At 58.4% G+C, this 16755-nt stretch carries 17 protein-coding genes; 9 read left to right on the top strand and 8 right to left on the bottom strand.

Features of this window, described 5'->3' with window-relative positions; all coding sequences use genetic code 11:
* Positions 1-78 precede the first annotated feature (78 nt).
* A complete protein-coding gene (locus tag JI59_RS25500) occupies positions 79-891 on the top strand; it encodes a CmcJ/NvfI family oxidoreductase (RefSeq protein WP_007014726.1) in 813 nt (270 codons plus the stop codon).
* An 18-nt stretch (positions 892-909) separates the two neighbouring features.
* Here JI59_RS25500 and JI59_RS01015 read toward each other — a convergent pair whose 3' ends face one another.
* Both JI59_RS01015 and JI59_RS01010 read right to left on the bottom strand, forming a co-directional pair.
* On the bottom strand, positions 910-2160 hold the full coding sequence (locus JI59_RS01015; RefSeq protein WP_007014725.1) for a cytochrome P450: 1251 nt from the start codon (positions 2158-2160) through the stop codon (positions 910-912).
* Positions 2157-3404 carry a cytochrome P450 gene (locus JI59_RS01010; RefSeq protein WP_052117811.1) on the bottom strand — a complete coding sequence of 416 codons (1248 nt, stop codon included), beginning with the start codon at positions 3402-3404 and terminating at the stop codon, positions 2157-2159. Before JI59_RS01010 ends, JI59_RS01015 begins: the two co-directional genes overlap by 4 nt.
* A 50-nt stretch (positions 3405-3454) precedes the next feature.
* Here JI59_RS01010 and JI59_RS25930 point away from each other — a divergent pair, with 50 nt between their 5' ends.
* Positions 3455-4693 (top strand): aromatic ring-hydroxylating oxygenase subunit alpha, encoded by a 1239-nt coding sequence (locus JI59_RS25930; protein WP_081976328.1) that lies wholly within the window; start codon positions 3455-3457, stop codon positions 4691-4693.
* A gap of 49 nt (positions 4694-4742) precedes the next feature.
* Positions 4743-4973 (top strand): MbtH family protein, encoded by a 231-nt coding sequence (locus JI59_RS00995; protein WP_007014722.1) that lies wholly within the window; start codon positions 4743-4745, stop codon positions 4971-4973.
* 101 nt (positions 4974-5074) lie between these two features.
* Here JI59_RS00995 and JI59_RS25925 read toward each other — a convergent pair whose 3' ends face one another.
* Positions 5075-5986 (bottom strand): 4'-phosphopantetheinyl transferase family protein, encoded by a 912-nt coding sequence (locus JI59_RS25925; protein WP_081474062.1) that lies wholly within the window; start codon positions 5984-5986, stop codon positions 5075-5077.
* A 243-nt stretch (positions 5987-6229) separates the two neighbouring features.
* On the opposite strand from JI59_RS25925, the gene tnpA reads away from it, so the two are divergent.
* The 4 genes from tnpA (at position 6230) to JI59_RS00970 (ending at position 8910) form a co-directional block, all read left to right on the top strand.
* Entirely contained in the window at positions 6230-6670 is a 441-nt protein-coding gene (tnpA, locus tag JI59_RS00985) for an IS66-like element accessory protein TnpA (protein WP_223308190.1), read from the top strand.
* Complete coding sequence (tnpB, locus tag JI59_RS00980; RefSeq protein WP_007015837.1) at positions 6667-7014, top strand: IS66 family insertion sequence element accessory protein TnpB; 348 nt, start codon at positions 6667-6669, stop codon at positions 7012-7014. Before tnpA ends, tnpB begins: the two co-directional genes overlap by 4 nt.
* A gap of 61 nt (positions 7015-7075) precedes the next feature.
* Positions 7076-8611, top strand: coding sequence for an IS66 family transposase (gene tnpC, locus JI59_RS00975; RefSeq protein ID WP_038575320.1), 1536 nt, complete (start codon positions 7076-7078; stop codon positions 8609-8611).
* The gene (locus JI59_RS00970; RefSeq protein ID WP_052117810.1) at positions 8608-8910 is read left to right on the top strand and encodes a plasmid pRiA4b ORF-3 family protein; all 303 of its coding nucleotides are present in this window, start codon (positions 8608-8610) and stop codon (positions 8908-8910) included. Before tnpC ends, JI59_RS00970 begins: the two co-directional genes overlap by 4 nt.
* 99 nt (positions 8911-9009) lie before the next feature.
* Here the strand turns inward: JI59_RS00970 and JI59_RS00965 are convergent, their stop codons facing one another.
* Entirely contained in the window at positions 9010-10098 is a 1089-nt protein-coding gene (locus JI59_RS00965; protein ID WP_038575317.1) for an IS5 family transposase, read from the bottom strand.
* 31 nt (positions 10099-10129) lie between these two features.
* Between JI59_RS00965 and JI59_RS00960 the strand changes: the two genes are divergently transcribed.
* Together JI59_RS00960 and JI59_RS00955 are read left to right on the top strand one after the other, a co-directional pair.
* Positions 10130-10516: a plasmid pRiA4b ORF-3 family protein gene (locus JI59_RS00960; RefSeq protein WP_275042267.1), complete on the top strand. Its 387-nt coding sequence runs from the start codon at positions 10130-10132 to the stop codon at positions 10514-10516.
* 113 nt (positions 10517-10629) lie between these two features.
* Positions 10630-11034 carry a hypothetical protein gene (locus JI59_RS00955; protein ID WP_038575315.1) on the top strand — a complete coding sequence of 135 codons (405 nt, stop codon included), beginning with the start codon at positions 10630-10632 and terminating at the stop codon, positions 11032-11034.
* Between the two features lie 256 nt (positions 11035-11290).
* Here the strand turns inward: JI59_RS00955 and JI59_RS00950 are convergent, their stop codons facing one another.
* From JI59_RS00950 to JI59_RS00935, 4 genes are all read right to left on the bottom strand, one after another.
* The gene (locus JI59_RS00950; RefSeq protein ID WP_007015341.1) at positions 11291-12736 is read right to left on the bottom strand and encodes an NAD-dependent succinate-semialdehyde dehydrogenase; all 1446 of its coding nucleotides are present in this window, start codon (positions 12734-12736) and stop codon (positions 11291-11293) included.
* 27 nt (positions 12737-12763) lie between these two features.
* Complete coding sequence (locus JI59_RS00945; protein ID WP_007015342.1) at positions 12764-14221, bottom strand: aldehyde dehydrogenase family protein; 1458 nt, start codon at positions 14219-14221, stop codon at positions 12764-12766.
* A gap of 109 nt (positions 14222-14330) precedes the next feature.
* Positions 14331-15215 (bottom strand): VOC family protein, encoded by an 885-nt coding sequence (locus JI59_RS25920; RefSeq protein WP_160289715.1) that lies wholly within the window; start codon positions 15213-15215, stop codon positions 14331-14333.
* 255 nt (positions 15216-15470) lie between these two features.
* A complete protein-coding gene (locus JI59_RS00935; protein WP_202946109.1) occupies positions 15471-16700 on the bottom strand; it encodes a dienelactone hydrolase family protein in 1230 nt (409 codons plus the stop codon).
* Positions 16701-16755: the final 55 nt, after the last annotated feature.

Here is a 16755-nt window from a genome sequence, read left to right as displayed (position 1 = left end):
CCCTATTCGTTAATAAGGGCATAGTGGAGAGACAAGCCCGTAGTCCCGAGTTCTGATCATGCGGAGTACTCGTTGGCGATGGTCGAAGCCGAGATCGCGTTCCTAGCGCCGTGCAAGCGGCGTCCTGTCTTTCATGATACACCTTCAGACAAGGATTTTCTCCCGCTTACACAACACATCGTTCCAATCAGCGCGGTCCATGACGAGCGGACGACATTCACGCTCGACCGGCACGGCATCGAGATTGTTCAACGGGCATGTCCGCTGGAATACCAACCGGCAGGTGAAGGCCGCATCGCCTATCTTCGAGCGCTCGAGGAATTCGTCGCCAGTACGACTGGAGCCGTAAAGGTCGTGGCGCTGGGGAATGGCGTCGTCCGTCGTAGCGAACGCTCGGTACGCCACAGGCGTGATGGGACGACCGTGCTCGGACGCTTTGCCCATTGCGATTTCAGTCCCTCGGATGCCGGTTCACGTTTTTGGGTGGAGCATCTGCTGTCTGGCCGAGAAGCGCAGGTGAGACTGGCTCGTCGCTATGCTATCTACAATGTCTGGCAGTGCCTGACCGATCCGCCACAGGATACGCCGCTCGCATTCTGCGAGCCGGCCAGCGTATTGCCGGAGGATATTGTTGGCTGCGATCAGGTGATTACGGCCAGAGATGGCAGCACAATCCGCTTCGAACTCAGGCTTTACCACTATAACCCAGCTCAGAATTGGTTCTACTTTCCAAAGCTAGGTCGGAACGACCTGATGGTCTTTACCGGCCACGATTCCGATCCGGCCCGACCGCAGGGCATCGCCCATGCCGCCTTCAGTGATCCGACCTGCCCCGAAGGCGTCCCGCCCCGCGAGAGCATTGACGAGCGGCTAATCGCCTTCTTCGAGTAGGCTCCCGACCGGGTTCGTTCATCTCTCGGCAATGACCATCACGCGCTTGTAATTGGACGAAAAGTTTGAGGCTAGCCTCTCCGGTGGCTCACAGAGGCGGAGACGGCGGAAGCGCGGCAGGATTTCTTCCCAAAGCAGCCGTAGCTCAATGTCAGCTACACGCCTGCCAAGGCAGCGATGGACGCCCCAACCAAAGCCGGCGTGACGTTGAGCGTTAGGCCGATCGACACGGAATGTATCACCGTCTTCGAATACTACTTCGTCGCGATTCGCCGACCAGTACCAAAGCACGACCTTGTCACCTTTTCGGATCAACTTGCCGCCAAGATCGGTATCACGCGTTGCCGTCCGCCGCATATGGATGATCGGAGATTGCCAGCGGACAATCTCCGCCGCCGCGTTGGGGATGAGCGACGGCTCGGAACGCAGTTTCTCCCAAGCCTGCGGAAAACGGTCGAATGCAACGACTCCGCCCGAGAGCGCACCGCGTGCCGCTTCGTTGGCGCCAGCGATCATGGTCACGGTGCCGATGAGATGCTTGGGATCGTGCGGCATGGCGCAGGTTGCCGGCGCATTGGCGAGCGCGGATATGATGTCATGCCCGCATCCGCCTGTGCGGGCGCGCCACATCTCCATGATGCGCGCCAGATAGACATCGAGGATCGCAGCGCGCTGATCCCAGCTCTCGACCAGTGCGCCAGGTTCCGGGCTTGTCACCAGCACTTCGGCCCAATAGGGCAGCAGATGTCGTTCATCGCGTGGAAAGTCGAATAGCGCGGCCACAATCCAAGTCGTCAGTTCGACCGACACCCGCTCCACCCAATCGAAGGGTTCGCCGACCGGAAGCGCATCGAGTATCGCCCCAATTTCGTGCCGAATTTCGTCTTCCAGCGCGCGAATGCGCCGATTGCCAAGCGCTGGCGCCACAGCAGCACGCTCGGCGGTATGGCCGGGCGGATCGGCTGTGGCGAACGCCGGCGCGTCGAATTCGTGTGGAATTTCATTAATGATGACGTTGCCCGCTGACGAAAAGTCTTCGAAATTCTTTTCCACTGCAATGAGATCGTCGTACCGCGTGATCGACCAGTAGGGACCGTAAGCACTGTCAGGGCACCAATGAACCGGATCATCTCGCCGTAGGCGCGCGAAATAGGGTCCGACCGTCTGGCTTTGAAATCGCTCTCCTAGGCTGACGTCGATCTGTTCGAGAGGCAAACGATCAGCCTCGTGCGTTGCCTGCGCTAATAGGGCTTCGGCATCAAAGGTCATGGCGCCGCGGTCGCTGTATCCCAGCGCAGGTGACAAGTGACGACCGTACCCAGCACACCGCCTTGCATGCGCACCGGGCGGTCAGGGTCGAGCATGAAGTTCGGAATCCGGGCCAGCCATTCTTTCAGCATGACTGTCATTTCTGCTTCGGCCAGTTGCGCACCCGGGCAACGGTGAACGCCGTTACCATATGCGGAATGCGGCGCGGCATCCCGAGTCAGGTCGACGCGCAAAGGATCGGGGAAAATCGTTGGATCCAGGCCGTGCAGTGGGGGCATAACGACCATGTCTCCTGCCTTCAGGGTCACCCCGTCGAGGAGTTGTTCCGCACGCACCAGCCGCGCCTTTGTCATGATGGCGAAGCGCCGTGTCATTTCGCGCACCGCCGCTGGCAACAATTCTGGATCGGCAACGAGTCTGCTCCGTAATGCGTCTTCGCCGGCGAGGTGCCTCATCATCATCGCAAACAGCGACACGACAGTGTCCAGCCCGCCGGTCAATAGTGCGGTCGCAACATCCGCAGCCTCATCATCTTCGATAGGTCGACCGTCAATTTGTCCAGCCAGAAGCGCTGTGATGATATCGTCTCCCGGTAAGGCCCGCCGCTCCGCGATCAACGCCCGCAGAAAGGTTGTAAAGCGATCCATTACGGGCTCAGGGAGATCGGTCCCTTCATCCGCAAGCAGATGTGCGGCATAACCAGGCAAAACTGCCATGCGGTCGGCCTCGATTCCCGCCAACGCTGCAAAAAGCGCAAGAGGTAGCGCGGCGGCATAATCCGCAACGATGTCGCACGCTCCACGATGGCGGATGCCTTCGGCGGCGCGAGATGCAAGTTCGCGCACGATCGGTATGGAGCGGCGCACTGTGCGGCTCGACAACAGGCCCGTCAGAATGCGCCGATATGGCTGGTGTTCGGGTGGGTCGAGGGTGGTGGGCCTGAGCGGATACAGTTCGCCCCATTTGCGGGGAACAAGCGTGATCTTAGACGAAAAATGCTCGTGATCGGAATAAACGTGGGCAATGTCCGTTCCCCCTAGCACGACCCAGTGTCCGCCATTGCGCGGAGTCCAGATGACTCGCGCAGGAGCGCTTTCAGCTACTTCCATCCAAGCTCGGAGAAAATCGTCACCCGATCCGGGCAGGCGATATATGTCGAGATCGACCATCCGCTCCACCGGCACATGGGACGGCCTCGGCACAGGGGCATCTCCCATAGTCAGATCGATCTGGTCTTCGATCATGCAGGGTACACCCAATTTCGCTCCACCACACCTGAATTCGACTTCCCTGTTTGAATATCCATGATTACTGCTTCTCAAGCTACAAAGAACTGACTCGAATGACTATGTTTCAGAAGGCGCGACGCGCGCAAGCTCAATCGGTTCGCAAGCGCTTGGTTGCGCATATCTCAGCCGGTGGAACCACAGATTTGGCGTCATCGGTAATGCGTTTACCTGCGCATTGTTATACTGATCCGGCGCGCTGGGCAGCCGAGCGACAGACCTTGTTCGATGGGGTGCCGCTGATCGCCTGTCTCGCACAAGACATCCCGCATCCCGGCGATCGAATAGTGTTCGAAGTCGCGGACCATGCGGTTTTGGTCCTGCGGGATGAGAAGGGGCAGGTCCGCGCCTTTCGGAATCGTTGCGCACATCGTGCCGCGCGGCTTGTCGGGTCCGGGGGCGATCCAGACTTGAGGCGCGGTCAGCGCATCGTTTGCCCGTTCCACGGCTGGAGCTATGATCTGTCCGGCCGCTTGGTCAACATCCCCGGTCGAGCAGGCTTTGACCCGGAGACGCTCGAAAATTGTCGGCTGTTGCCTGTGGTCGCAGCGGAGCAAGACGGTGTGGTCTTTGTGCGAATGCGGGGAAACGAGCCGCTCGACTTGCCAATGCATTTAGGTAGCTTTGCGCCGGTCCTGGCGACGCTCGAACTGACCGCAATGGTGCCGGTTCAGGCTAGCCGACTGGATGCGAGAACTAACTGGAAGATCGCAATCGACACCTATGCGGAAAGCTATCATTTCGGCGTGCTCCATGCCCGCTCTATAGGCAATGCATACATCTCGAATGTAGCGGCGTTCGACGATCATGGCGCACACTGGGTTCTGACTTTTGCCGAACGTGCGCTTGCCGATCTGGTCGGCACTTCTGAGCAAGAGTGGCCTGAAGCGCGACATGTGGGAACCTACTTCATTTTCCCGAATACCGTTCTGGTCGCCGGCGATATCGGGCCCTCCGAGCGTTTCGTGCGCATGTTCCGGATTTTCCCTGGTGACACGCCGGGTGAAATGGTCTGCCTTTTCTCAGTCTACATTTCTGGTCTTTCGGTTGAAAACTATAAAGCCAAATTCGGGACCATTGACGACAGCAAGAGCGACGTGACGTTGGAGGATTATGAGGTCGCTGAGGGCATCTGGTCCAATCTGGCGACCAAGGACGAAGGGCCCGATCTCATCGTGGGGCGCAATGAGCCGGCCGTGCAGGCCTTTCACCGGGCAGTCATGGATGTTGTCGGCTTGCCCATCTGAAATGCGGCGCTAGAGTTTTCGTCAGCTTGGAGAAAGGAACCCACCACAGATGACCAATCCCTTTGACGATGAGGAAGGCGAGTTCTTGGTTCTGGTCAACGATGAAGGGCAGCACTCGCTGTGGCCCACTCAGTTTGACGTGCCTGCCGGATGGCGGACGATAGGACCAAAGGGCGACAGGCAAATGTGCATGGCCTGGATCGACGAGAACTGGACCGACATGCGTCCATTGAGCCTGGTGCGGGAAATGGACGCATTTGCAAAATCGCGCGCGAGCTAGCGCGCAGGATCTGACGGGAAGAACCTTTCTATGCCGCTGGCCACTGGTACTTTCCGCCAGCTGAGGCGGTTCGCTGGTCGGACCATGACCGGCAGAACAAGCTAGGATTGGCTGACAGCAGGACGCGCTCCACATCGCAGTACTCCAAAGCTCCAGCGATCCGTTGGTCCCCAGAGTTTGCTCACCCGCTTCAACGCAGGGCGCCCATAAGCGGAAAAAGCAAATGACTGCAGTCCTTGTGCAATGCCTTCACCGGTTGCTTTTATAAAGGCCTCACCAAGCGTCCAAAATCTGTAGAATAACTCGACCATTTCAGCGTCCGAATGAGCTGCACGAAGATCGTTAACCATTTCTTTTGCAAATTGCATCGTAGCGACTTGCATAATATCAGTAAACTCACGGACTATTTCAACATCGATGCCCACTCGACTGCGGCCGATAGCGACGGCTACCAAGTCTCTCGTGTGACTGATGCTGAAGTGGAGTTGTTCAGCAATATTCCCATGGCTTCGGAGATCGAGCCAAGGTTTTCCATAATCGTCGCGGATAAAGACTATATCTTGAGCAGGACAATCAAGGTGTCTGCTCAATAGTATTCGTACTGCCGCGCGAGCTGACGCGACACTCCATTGGTCTTTACGGTTTCTAAGACGAAGAACATGGGCCTTCTCTTCCTCATTAAGAAAAGCAAACAATGAAGTAAAATCTCCGCGTGCAGGAACGCCAAGCCAGATTGTCGGCAAATCGGCTTGGATTGCATTACTGCAGCTCAAGAGATCTGGAAGAATGATGGGTATATTAGCGTCACCCTCGATCGCCCATGCTGCCGCATGACGAACCTCCATTTCATCGAGCTGTTGTAGGGTTTCTAACGGCAGGGTGGAGAGAAAATGAGACAAAAGGTTCTCCGGTGCGCCAATTTCCTGGCCGACAACTAAGGGACAGAGGAAACGATTGACGAGCGGCGGGACGCGCTGACGGGACGACGACAGCAGGCTTAGCCTTTCCACCATCTAACGTGCCGCGACATTACTTCATGCACCGCGCTCCGCAATCCCCTTTATTAACGCGTCGATTTCCACCTCAACTCACACCGCGCCATTGGGGTCAAGCGAGCGACATTTTGGAAAACAGCCTTCGCTGATCCGCGATAGATAACTACGCAACGTCAAATCAAGAGTAAGCGTGGTGTGAAGGCCGCCTTGCATGATGGCGTTGGGATAGGCTGATTACCGCTCTCTTGTGGAGCGGTGCCGATGGACGATATCGACGATGACGGAACGAGCAGTCATACGACTGGTCATATGAGCACTCGTATGACTGGTCGCGTCGAGATCGTAGGGCGCGTGTCGGGCCGTCGGCGCTGGACGGTGGAGCAGAAGCTGGCGATTTTGCGGGACGCCTTCGGACCGGATGGCTCGGTTCGGTCGGCCTGTGAACGGCATGAAGTCGGCAGCGGGCAACTCTACACCTGGCGGCGCCTGGCGATGTCTGGTGAGTTGACGGGAACGAGGCGGACGGCATTGCCGGCTTTTGCCGAGGTTGAGATATCGGAGCCCTTGCTTCCGGCTGTTTCATCTCCCGCCCGAGCGGGTGGCGAGATCGGGATCGAACTGCCTTCGGGCGTGAAGCTGACGGTGGACACTGCAGTCGATGCCGATGCGCTGGCGCGGGTGATCAGCGTGCTGTCTCAATGATCCCGTTGCCTCCTTCGACACGCATTTATCTTGCCTGCGGTGTGACCGACATGCGTAAGGGCTTTAACGGTCTGGCAGTATTGGCGCAGCAAGTGCTGCACGAGAACCCGCATTGCGGGGCGCTGTTCGCCTTTCGGGGCAAGCGCGGTGATCTGGTCAAGCTGCTGTGGTACGATGGTCAGGGCATGTGCCTGTTTTCGAAGCGTATGGATCGTGGGCGTTTCGTGTGGCCGGTGACGAAGACAGGCAAGGTCAGTCTCACCTCGGCGCAGCTTTCGATGCTTCTGGAAGGCATCGACTGGCGTCGGCCCGAGCGGACGACTGTGCCTCTTCTGGCGGGATAAAAGCTCACGGATTCCGTTGGTTTTTCTGGCATTGGACCACCCGATTCGCTAAAGGATCACGGTGTCGGATCAAGCCTCCTCCCCCATCGACAAGGATGCCCGGATCGCCGAGCTGGAAGCGGCTCTGGCGGCCCGCGATACGCTGATCGAGACGCTGCGTTTTCAGCTCGCCCAGCTTAAGCGGATGACATTCGGCCAGTCGTCGGAGAAGCTCAGCCGCCAGATCGAGCAACTCGAACTGGCGCTTGAGGAACTGGAAGGCGAAGCCGCTGTTGCTGATGTTGCCGCAACGGCATCGGCAACCGGCAACCAGCGCGCGACACCGATCCGTCAGTTCCCCGGTCATCTTCACCGCAGCGAGCGCCGGATCGAACCGGAAGCGGGAAGCTGCGCCTGCCCCGATTGCGGCGGCGCCCTGCGCCCGCTGGGCGAGGACAGCGACGAGATGCTCGACGTGGCGCCGGTGAAGTGGCGCGTCATCCGCACCGTGCGGCCCAAGTATTCCTGCCGGTCCTGCGAGAAGATCGTCCAGGCGTCCGCCCCGGTAAAAGCGGTCGCGCGCGGCAAGGCCAGCTTCGCGACGCTCGCCCATGTGGTCGTGAACAAGTTCGACCATCACCTGCCGCTCTATCGCCAGGCCGAGATGATGGCGGCGCAAGGGGTCAGTATCGACCGCTCGACCCTGGCCGGTTGGGCAGGACAGGCAGCCGCGCTGCTCGATCCCATTGTTGCCCGCATTCGTGAACAGGGCCTCAAGGCCGGCAAGCTACACACCGACGATACGCCCGTGCCGATGCTGGTGCCGGGCAAGGGCAAGACCGCGCAGGCAAGGCTGTGGACCTATGTCATCGATGATCGCGCATCGGGTGCCACTGGTCCGGCTCTGGTCTGGTACCGGTTCACGTCCGATCGCAGCGGCATCCATCCGCAGACCGAGCTCAAGCACTTTGCCGGTCTTCTTCAGGCCGACGCCTATGCCGGTTACGACAAGCTCTATGCGGGCGGTCGGATCAGGGAAGTCGCCTGCTGGGCGCATTTCCGGCGCAAGATATTCGAGAACCACCAGACCAGCCCGACGCCGCTGACCACGGATCTGCTGGAACGGATCGCCAGGCTTTACCGGATCGAGGAAGAGATACGCGGTAGGCCGCCCGACGTCCGCCGGCGATGTCGCCAGGAACGAAGCAAGCCGCAGATCGAGAGCCTGCGCGTAGCCATCCATGATGCCCTGCACCGCCTGTCGCCCAAGTCGGCGATGGCCAAGGCGCTCGCCTATGGCCGCAAGCGCTGGACGGCGCTCACCCTCTTCCTCGACGAGGGCGGTGCCGAGATCGACAACAACATCGCCGAACGGGCCATGCGTTCAATCGCCATTGGTCGGAAGAACTGGCTGTTCGCCGGTTCGAAGGCGGGCGGCGAACGGGCGGCCGCGATCTATTCCGTCATCGAGACCGCCAAGCTCAATGGTCTGGAGTCGCAAGCCTACATCGCCGATGTGATCGAGAAGATCGCCAGCGGATGGCCGGCCTCGCGCTGGGACGAACTCATGCCATGGAACTGGACAGCCGAAGTCACGCCAGTCAGCATGGCGGCATGAGCGAGACCATTGCCCGCCTGCATATCGCGCTTGCCGATACCGATCCCTCGATCTGGCGGCGGGTCGATGTTCCGGTCGATGCCAACCTCAAGATGCTCCACGATGTCATCCAGGGCGCAATGGGCTGGCTCGACTATCATCTCTGGGAGTTCGAGGCAGGCGACAGGCGCTACGGCGTGACCGATCCCGACTGGCCCGACGATCGCCTGTTCGCGGCCAAAAACACCAGACTCAAGGCGCTGCTCGACCGCGATGTCCGTCAGCTGGACACCTCGAAGAACCGTCTGATTTTGGCTTGATGGCGACGTGATGGCGCGCGGGGGCATGGTGCGCCCCTGTTTCGGCCTCTTGATCTGCTGATTTTCCGTCGGAACCGGTCTTAGGAGCCGGTTTTTGCGTCATGCGGGCGCAGTACGCCCCTCGAGCCAGGCGAGGCGTTGGAAGTTATAAGCCAGGTTCGCCATCCCGATCTTGATGCGGGCGCGGGCGATGCCGATGGTGCGCACGATGAGCCCCATGCGGTGCTTTTGGCCAGCGAACACGTGCTCGACCGCGGAGCGCACGGCGGACCGCTTTGCATTGGCGCGCGCGATGTGCTCGGGCATCGGCCGACGCGGCGGTTTCTTCTGGTGGATATGGCTGGTGAACATGCCCTTGGCGAGGAATGCCTCGTTCTTCTTCGACCGGTAGGCCGTATCGGCCCAGATGCCCGATCCGGTATTGTCCTTACTGACCACGTCGGGCAGCCGGGCGCCATCGTGGGCATTGGCTGCGCTTGCATCCCATGTGCGGATGATGCCATGGACCCGGTCGATGCCGATGTGATTTTTGTAGCCGAACATCGGGATGGCAAGGTCGACCCGCTTGAACGCCTTGGGATCGGCGCCTTCCTTTACCTTGGCCTTGCTGTACTTGACGCTCCAGCGTGCATCGCGGTCCTTCTGCCTAAGCCTCGCGGGCCTGGCCTGCCAGGCTTCAGGAACGCGCCCCTCCTTGATCGCGGCTTTCTCCGCTTCGGTGTTCCGTTGTTTGGGCGCGGGTACGACTGTGGCGTCGATGATCTGCCCGCCCATGGCGAGATAGCCCCGGTCGGTGAGTGCGGCATCGAAGCGGGCGAACAGCCGGTCAATCGCCTTGGCCTTGACCAGCCTCTCGCGGAAGAGCCAGACTGTAGTCGCGTCGGGCACCGTGCCGTCGAGCCCGAGCCCCAGGAACCGCTGGAATGACAGGCGATCCTTGATCTGGAACTCGGTGGCCTCGTCAGACAGCGAGTAGAGCGCCTGCAGCACCAGGATCTTGAACATCAGCACCGGGTCGAATGGCGGGCGTCCGCCCTTACCACGAACGCTCCGCCGGAGCGCCGCGACCAGCGGTCCACGGAAAACCTCGAAGTCGACGACAGCCGCGAGCCGCTCGAGCGGATCACCCGCTGCGCTCAGCGCCTCGTACCTGTCCGAAAGATCAAAGAAACCCGCCTGTCCTAACATCACCACCTCCGCTGCAACGCAAAGGCAGTGAATCACGCAGCGACCGCAAACGCTACCAGTTTTTCGAGGCGTCCAGTTCCTCTACACTTACGACATGGGCGACAGCTGGGAGCACATCGTCACCGTCGAAGCGGTCAGGGATGGCGAAGCAGGAACCAAATATCCGCGATATATTGAGGGCGAACACCGCGCTCCGCCCGAAGACTGCGGCGGCACGCCCGGCTTCGAAGCCTTCCTTGAAGCCGTCACCGATCCCAAGCACCCCGAGCACAAGGATGCCACCGAGTGGCACCAGGGCTGCTACGGCAAAGCCTTCAATCCTGACGAGATAGACGAACGCGACGCAAAGCTCAGGATCGGCGCCATCGCCAAACGACGCGCCGCCGGAAAAGCCGCTCAAGCAAGAAAATCACGCTGACAACGCGGCCTCCACGCCACGCTTACGGCCGAAAGCCGATCCTGTGGAAGCTCGTAACCGATCTGGAGGTCAACGACCTTCAAGATGCGATCGAGAAAATCCGTTGGTATTCCATGCGCTGGAAGATCGAAGTCTTCCACAAAATCCTGAAGTCGGGATGCCGCGCCGAGGACGCCAAGCTCCGCACCGCCGATCGGTTAGCCAACCTTGTCGCGCTGTTTTGTATCGTCAGCTGGCGCGTATTGTGGATGACCATGATGGCACGTGCGGCCCCCGACGCCGACCCGGCGATCGCATTCACAGCCACGGAAATCACAATCCTCGACCGCCTCGTTGCCGATAGCGGGAACCGCGGTGCAAAGCCGGGCACGCTCCAGCTCTATCTCACTAAACTGTCCCGCCTTGGCGGCTATCTCGCGAGGTCGTCCGACCCACCGCCTGGTAACACCGTCGTCTGGCGCGGCCTACGGCGCCTCGTCGATATCCAGATCGGCGCGGAACTCGCGACTTATGGGTAATCGCAAGTCCCGCCGGAGGGTTACGGTTTTGTCACCGCCCTGCACAGATCTTCCACGAACGACGGGCAGCAATGGGATAGCTGCGCCTGAATATCAGAAAAATTGCCAGAAACAGTGAAATGGAGACCCAAAAGCCCTGCACTTACGCCAAGTTCGGCGCAACAGGCCCAAATCCGCTCAAATCATCAGGTTGATGGAGGTGCCCACCTGATCAAAAACGTACAAAGTCGAGCTTAACATTCCCCCTCAAAGAGGACTATAAAATACCCATGCAGAGATACTTGATTTCCATGTAATCGTCGATTCCATGGCGCGAACCTTCGCGACCAAGGCCCGATTGCTTGACGCCGCCAAACGGCGCGACTTCGGTTGAGATCAGCCCGGTGTTGATACCGACGATCCCTGCCCCCAGCGCCTCTGCCACACGCCACACCCGACCCAGGTCGCGGGCGTAGAAATAGGCGGCAAGGCCGAATTCGGTGTCATTGGCGAGCGCGATGGCCTCCGCCTCGTCCTTGAAACGGATCACACCGGCCAGCGGCCCAAAGGTCTCTTCGCGGGCGAGTTTCATGTCTGCCTTCACATTGGCGACCACGGTCGGCTCATAAAAGCTGCCGCCCAGAGTATGGCGCTTGCCGCCGGTGAGCAGCGTGGCACCGCCCGAAAGCGCGTCTTCAAGGTGCTCTTCCACCTTTTCGACCGCCGCCATGTCGATCAGCGGGCCAATCACGACGCCTTCGTCCATGCCATAACCGATCGGCATGGCCTTGGCCCGTGCGGCGAGCTTGGTGACGAATTCGTCATAGACCGCATCCTGCACATAGAAGCGGTTGGTGCAGACGCAGGTCTGGCCGCAATTGCGGAACTTGGAGACGATGGCCCCTTCGACCGCCGCCTCAACATCGGCATCGTCGAACACGATGAAGGGCGCATTTCCGCCCAGCTCCATCGAGACCTTCTTCACCGTGTCGGCGCATTCGCGCAGCAGTTGCACACCAATTTCGGTTGAGCCGGTGAAGGTCAATTTACGGACCTTGGGGTTGCGCGTTAGCTCCCCGCCGATGGCCCTGGCCGAGCCGGTTACGACGTTGAACACGCCCGCAGGCACGCCTGCTTCGTCAGCCAGCACGGCCAGAGCCAGCGCCGAATAGGGCGTTGCAGAGGCTGGCTTGAGTACCATGGTGCAGCCTGCCGCCAGTGCCGGGCCGAGCTTGCGACCGATCATCGCACTCGGGAAGTTCCAGGGGGTGATCGCCGCGACCACGCCGATGCCCTGCTTCAAGGTAACGATGCGCCGATCTGCCGCGTGAGACGGCACGACCTCGCCATAGGCGCGCTTGCCCTCTTCGGCGAACCATTCGATGAAGCTGGCGGAATAGGCGATCTCGCCCTTGGCTTCCGAAAACGGCTTACCCTGTTCGCGGCTCAGCAACTCGCCAAGGGCATCCTGATTGGCGATCATCAGATCAAAGAAGCGACGCATGATCTTCGCGCGTTCACCTGCGGTCTTCGCCCGCCAGGCCGGCAGCGCGGCCTCTGCGGCATCGATGGCGCGCTCGGTTTCCACTTGGCCCATGTTGGGGGCAGTCCCGAGCACCTTGCCCTTGCCCGGATCGCTGACGTTGATGGTAGCGCCATTATCGGCATCGCACCACTTGCCGTTGATGTAGCATTGCTGTCGTAGGAAATGTGTGTAGTCCACATCAACTCCTTTACATGTAGTTTCATTTCAATTCCGCAAGGCGATACTTATGCTTTTCTGCTCGGTATAGGAAAGCATTTCTTGAATCCCTTCGTCTCGGCCCACACCAGAATTCTTGTAACCACCGTAGTTCAGCCCCCGGTAGTGCGGGCCAACCGAGTTCACCCAGACAAACCCTGCCCTCACCCGCCGGGCCATTGCCAACGCGTCATCGATGTTGTTTGTCCAGATGGAGGCGGTCAGGCCGTACTCCACGTCATTCGCGATCCGCAAGGCCTCGTCAAAATCAGACCATTTCATGACTGACAGCACCGGGCCGAAAATCTCTTCCTGCGCAATGCACATCCCGGGCTTCACATCGCCGAATAAGGTTGGTCGTAGCCAAAAACCGCGTTTGAATTCGGGGCCTTTCGGACGTTCTCCCCCAGCAAGTAGCTTGGCACCTTCGGCTTTTGCAGTCTCGATATAGCGAAGCACCTTCTCGTATTGCCCCTGAGAATTGATCGCCCCCATTTCGCTGGCTTCATCCATCGGATTTCCCACCCGCATGGCGTCGATCCGCTCGGCCAACTGGGAAACGACCTCATTGTAAATCGATTCGTGAAGCAAAAGCCTGCTGGTCGAACCGCAGGACTGGCCCTGCCACGTAAAGTTCATGCCCTGGATCGCCGCAGTTACGATGTCTGAAACATTCACATCCGGGAAGACGATCATTGGATTCTTGCCTCCCAACTCTAGCGTGATGTTCTTTACCGCAACTTCCGCCGCCATGCGCTGTATCGCCATTCCCGTGCGGGCCGATCCAATGAAGGCGATCCGCTTCACCTGCGGGTGAACGGCCAAGGCAGCCCCCACCTGCGGCCCCAGTCCAGTTACGATGTTGAATACGCCCGGCGGCAGGGCCTGCTGGGCGATCTCAGCCAGAAGCAGGGCGGACAAGGAAGCGGTTTCGGGCGGCTTCACAACCACCGAATTGCCAGCCATCAGCGCCCCTGCCGTGTGCCCTGTGGCAAAAAGGATGGGGTGATTGAAGGGAATGATGCGACCCACTGTGCCATATGGCTCGCGAAGGGTAAGATGCAGATTGTTAGGCGTGGAGGGAACGGTTTCCCCCTTCAGTTCATAACCTAACCCGGCATAATAGTTGATTCCGCCGACACCAGTTTTTACATCGCCTCGCATCGGGGTGATCGTGTTTCCGGTATCGCGTACTTCCACTTCCAGAAGTTCGTCTGCCCGTTCCATGATAAGTTCACCGAATCTGCGCAGGGCCTCGGCACGACCGGCGACTCCGATTCCATTCCAGGCCTCCCAACTCCCTTCCGCAGCTTCGACGGCCTTTTCGACATCACGCGCTGTACCGGCAGGAAACTTTCCAATGACTTCCTCGGTAGCCGGATCAATCGAAGAGACGAACTCCCCGCTCTCACTCTCAACGAGTTCGCCACCGATTAGCATCCTTGCGGACTTGACCATGCTTTTCATAAAATCTCCGAAAATTGCTTTTCACGGAATCGCACCAATCCGATACGGAAACAAATGCACCACGGGACAGTTACTCAGTCGGCGCGCGCGGCATCTCCTCTTCCGTCAACTATTGCCTGAAGGCGTCGGGAGGTGCCCCCGCCACACCCCAGACGTCGCCTTTGTGTTCCGCCCCCCAGAACCTGGTTTCGAGGTCCTCATCGACCGGAAATTTCTGCATGTCGCCATAATATTCGACGAAGTTTCCTGCCGGATCCTGATAATAACTGAAGACATTATTCCCAGGTCCATGTCGTCCAACACCCCACGAAATTGATACACCCAGGTCCCGAAGCCTGGCAAAATTGCGCATGACATTATCAATTGAACCGACATCGAACGCGAGATGCTGAAGCCCTGCCCGTCCCGTCTTCGAGCCAACCAGCGCAAGGGAATGGTGGTCCTCGTTGCCGCATTTGAGAAAGGACATCCCCAAATGCGTCCTGTCGGTCACTGAAAAACCAAGCAAGCCATAGAATGCCTCAGAAACTGATGAGTCCGGAGTCCACAGCACGACATGCCCAATGTTCTGCGGAGCCAGACTGTCGGCAACTGCCTCGCAGGGCCGATCAGGACGCGTCGGCACGACAAGTCGGATCTGCCGGCCATCGGGATCGGTAGTTACAAGCCCGTACGCCTCGCCTGGTGCCAAATCAGCTTCGCTCAAAGCATACACTACGTGGCTAGACGTTTCGATCTTGCGCTCAAGGCTCAGAAGATCTTCACGAGTAGCGACAGTGAGGCTAATATTTACGATCCCCGGTTCGCCGCTGCTCAGGAGGAGGTTATCGTGATCGGCGCAAGCCGTCCGGAAGGCGTGAGAATCATCCCGTTCCCCCATATCCTCCAGCAGCCAGACATCACGATAGAACGCAATGGCCTCGGCATAACAAGGTACCCGCAGCGCTATGCTGTGGATGCCTGTCACGCGGGGGCGGGGCGCGATTGAACTCATTTTCAGACACTCCATTAATGCAGCACTTCAATTGGCAAAAAAATCAAAAAGTAATACCAAGCTTGATTGACTGGAAACCTTGCGCCTACCAAATTGAGCTCGATATCCCGTGCCGGATTGAATAAAAAAACGATCAAGCTGCCGCTGCCTCACCGAAACTGACGCAACGGCTCTACCCAATGCCCCATGATGTCAGATCATGGGATCCAAGGTAATCACACTCAAATAGATTCATAATAGTAAACCTCAGCACAATCATATCGGCTTTCCTTCACTTGTTGCCCAGATATCCATCATCAAATCGTTAGGCCTGATGTTCTTGTCGAGAAGCTTGTCGGCAATTTCCGAGCCCATGATTGGAAGACCATTCTTCTCAAGCAAGCCGGCCTGAACAAGAACCGATGCCTGGTCCCAATAAATATGTTCATTGTATACCTTGCCCCCCTTGAAGGAGACTATAGCAACCATGGGAACCTTCATGTATCTACCGGTCGGTTCAATACCAGGAAGAAGATAAGGTATCTCCCGGTCATGGGTAAAACACATGATCATCTCATCGACGACACGGTTTACGCCCACGGTCCTGGAAATCGATATCATCCTCGTATCTTCGGGATGAACATCAACAAAGTGGTACTTGTAGAATCTCAAAAGCATATCGTGACCAACACCCCCCGTAAGAGTGGGAGCGATGTTGACGTAGGGATTGTCGACCATGGTCTTGAGAGTCTCAGCCGCATCCTTGGTCACGAACTCATGATAAAGATGGGTCTCCCAGATGCCCTCGATATCGAATTTCGGACCAATCGCCGAACGAATGGTCGTTAACGCTCTTGTAAACGCCAATTCTGCGGCACCCGGATCGTAAAACGCCCGATCATCATTAGCGAAGCCATGCCCCACATTTGGATACATTCGAAGAGACATGTTGCCCCGGTGCCCATCGACAAAGGCTTGCATCGCCTCGAATTCAGGCTGGCAATGCTCGTCTTCGGTCCCATAGTGGAAGCTGATCGGGATTTTCACCTTTTCCATTTCGTCCAGATGATTGGCAATACCCACGCCGTAATAGCTGACCGCACAATCGATATCCGTTCTCGCCGCAGTCAGTGCGGCCAGTGTCCCGCCAAGACAGAAACCGACCACGCCGACCCCACCGACATGCTGTGACATCTTCCGCATGGTGCCAATGGTTGCTTCGATGTCCTTTATCGCAAGATCAGCATCGAATTTCTGATATAACTCCATTGCGCGATCAAACTCGGCGTCGCTCAATTCGACGCCAGGCTGAATTCGCCAGTACAGATCCGGAACGAGGACGACATAGCCGTCCTCGGCAAACCTATCGGCCATTCGCCGCATATGTGATGTTACGCCAAAGGCTTCATGCAGAAGGACCAGTCCTGGGCCGGTCTGATCAGGCGGCAAGGCGACATAAGCGTTGAACCTGCCGCCGTCAGCTGCTTGGATTGCTAAATTCTTCATGTGCATCTTACTCCTGCTCCCGTTGAGGAATATTACCCGGACATCCAGCGGTCAC

This window comes from Novosphingobium pentaromativorans US6-1, from assembly GCF_000767465.1.
GTDB classification, from domain to species: Bacteria; Pseudomonadota; Alphaproteobacteria; order Sphingomonadales; family Sphingomonadaceae; genus Novosphingobium; species Novosphingobium pentaromativorans.
This window is presented reverse-complemented; position numbering and strand designations above follow the sequence as displayed.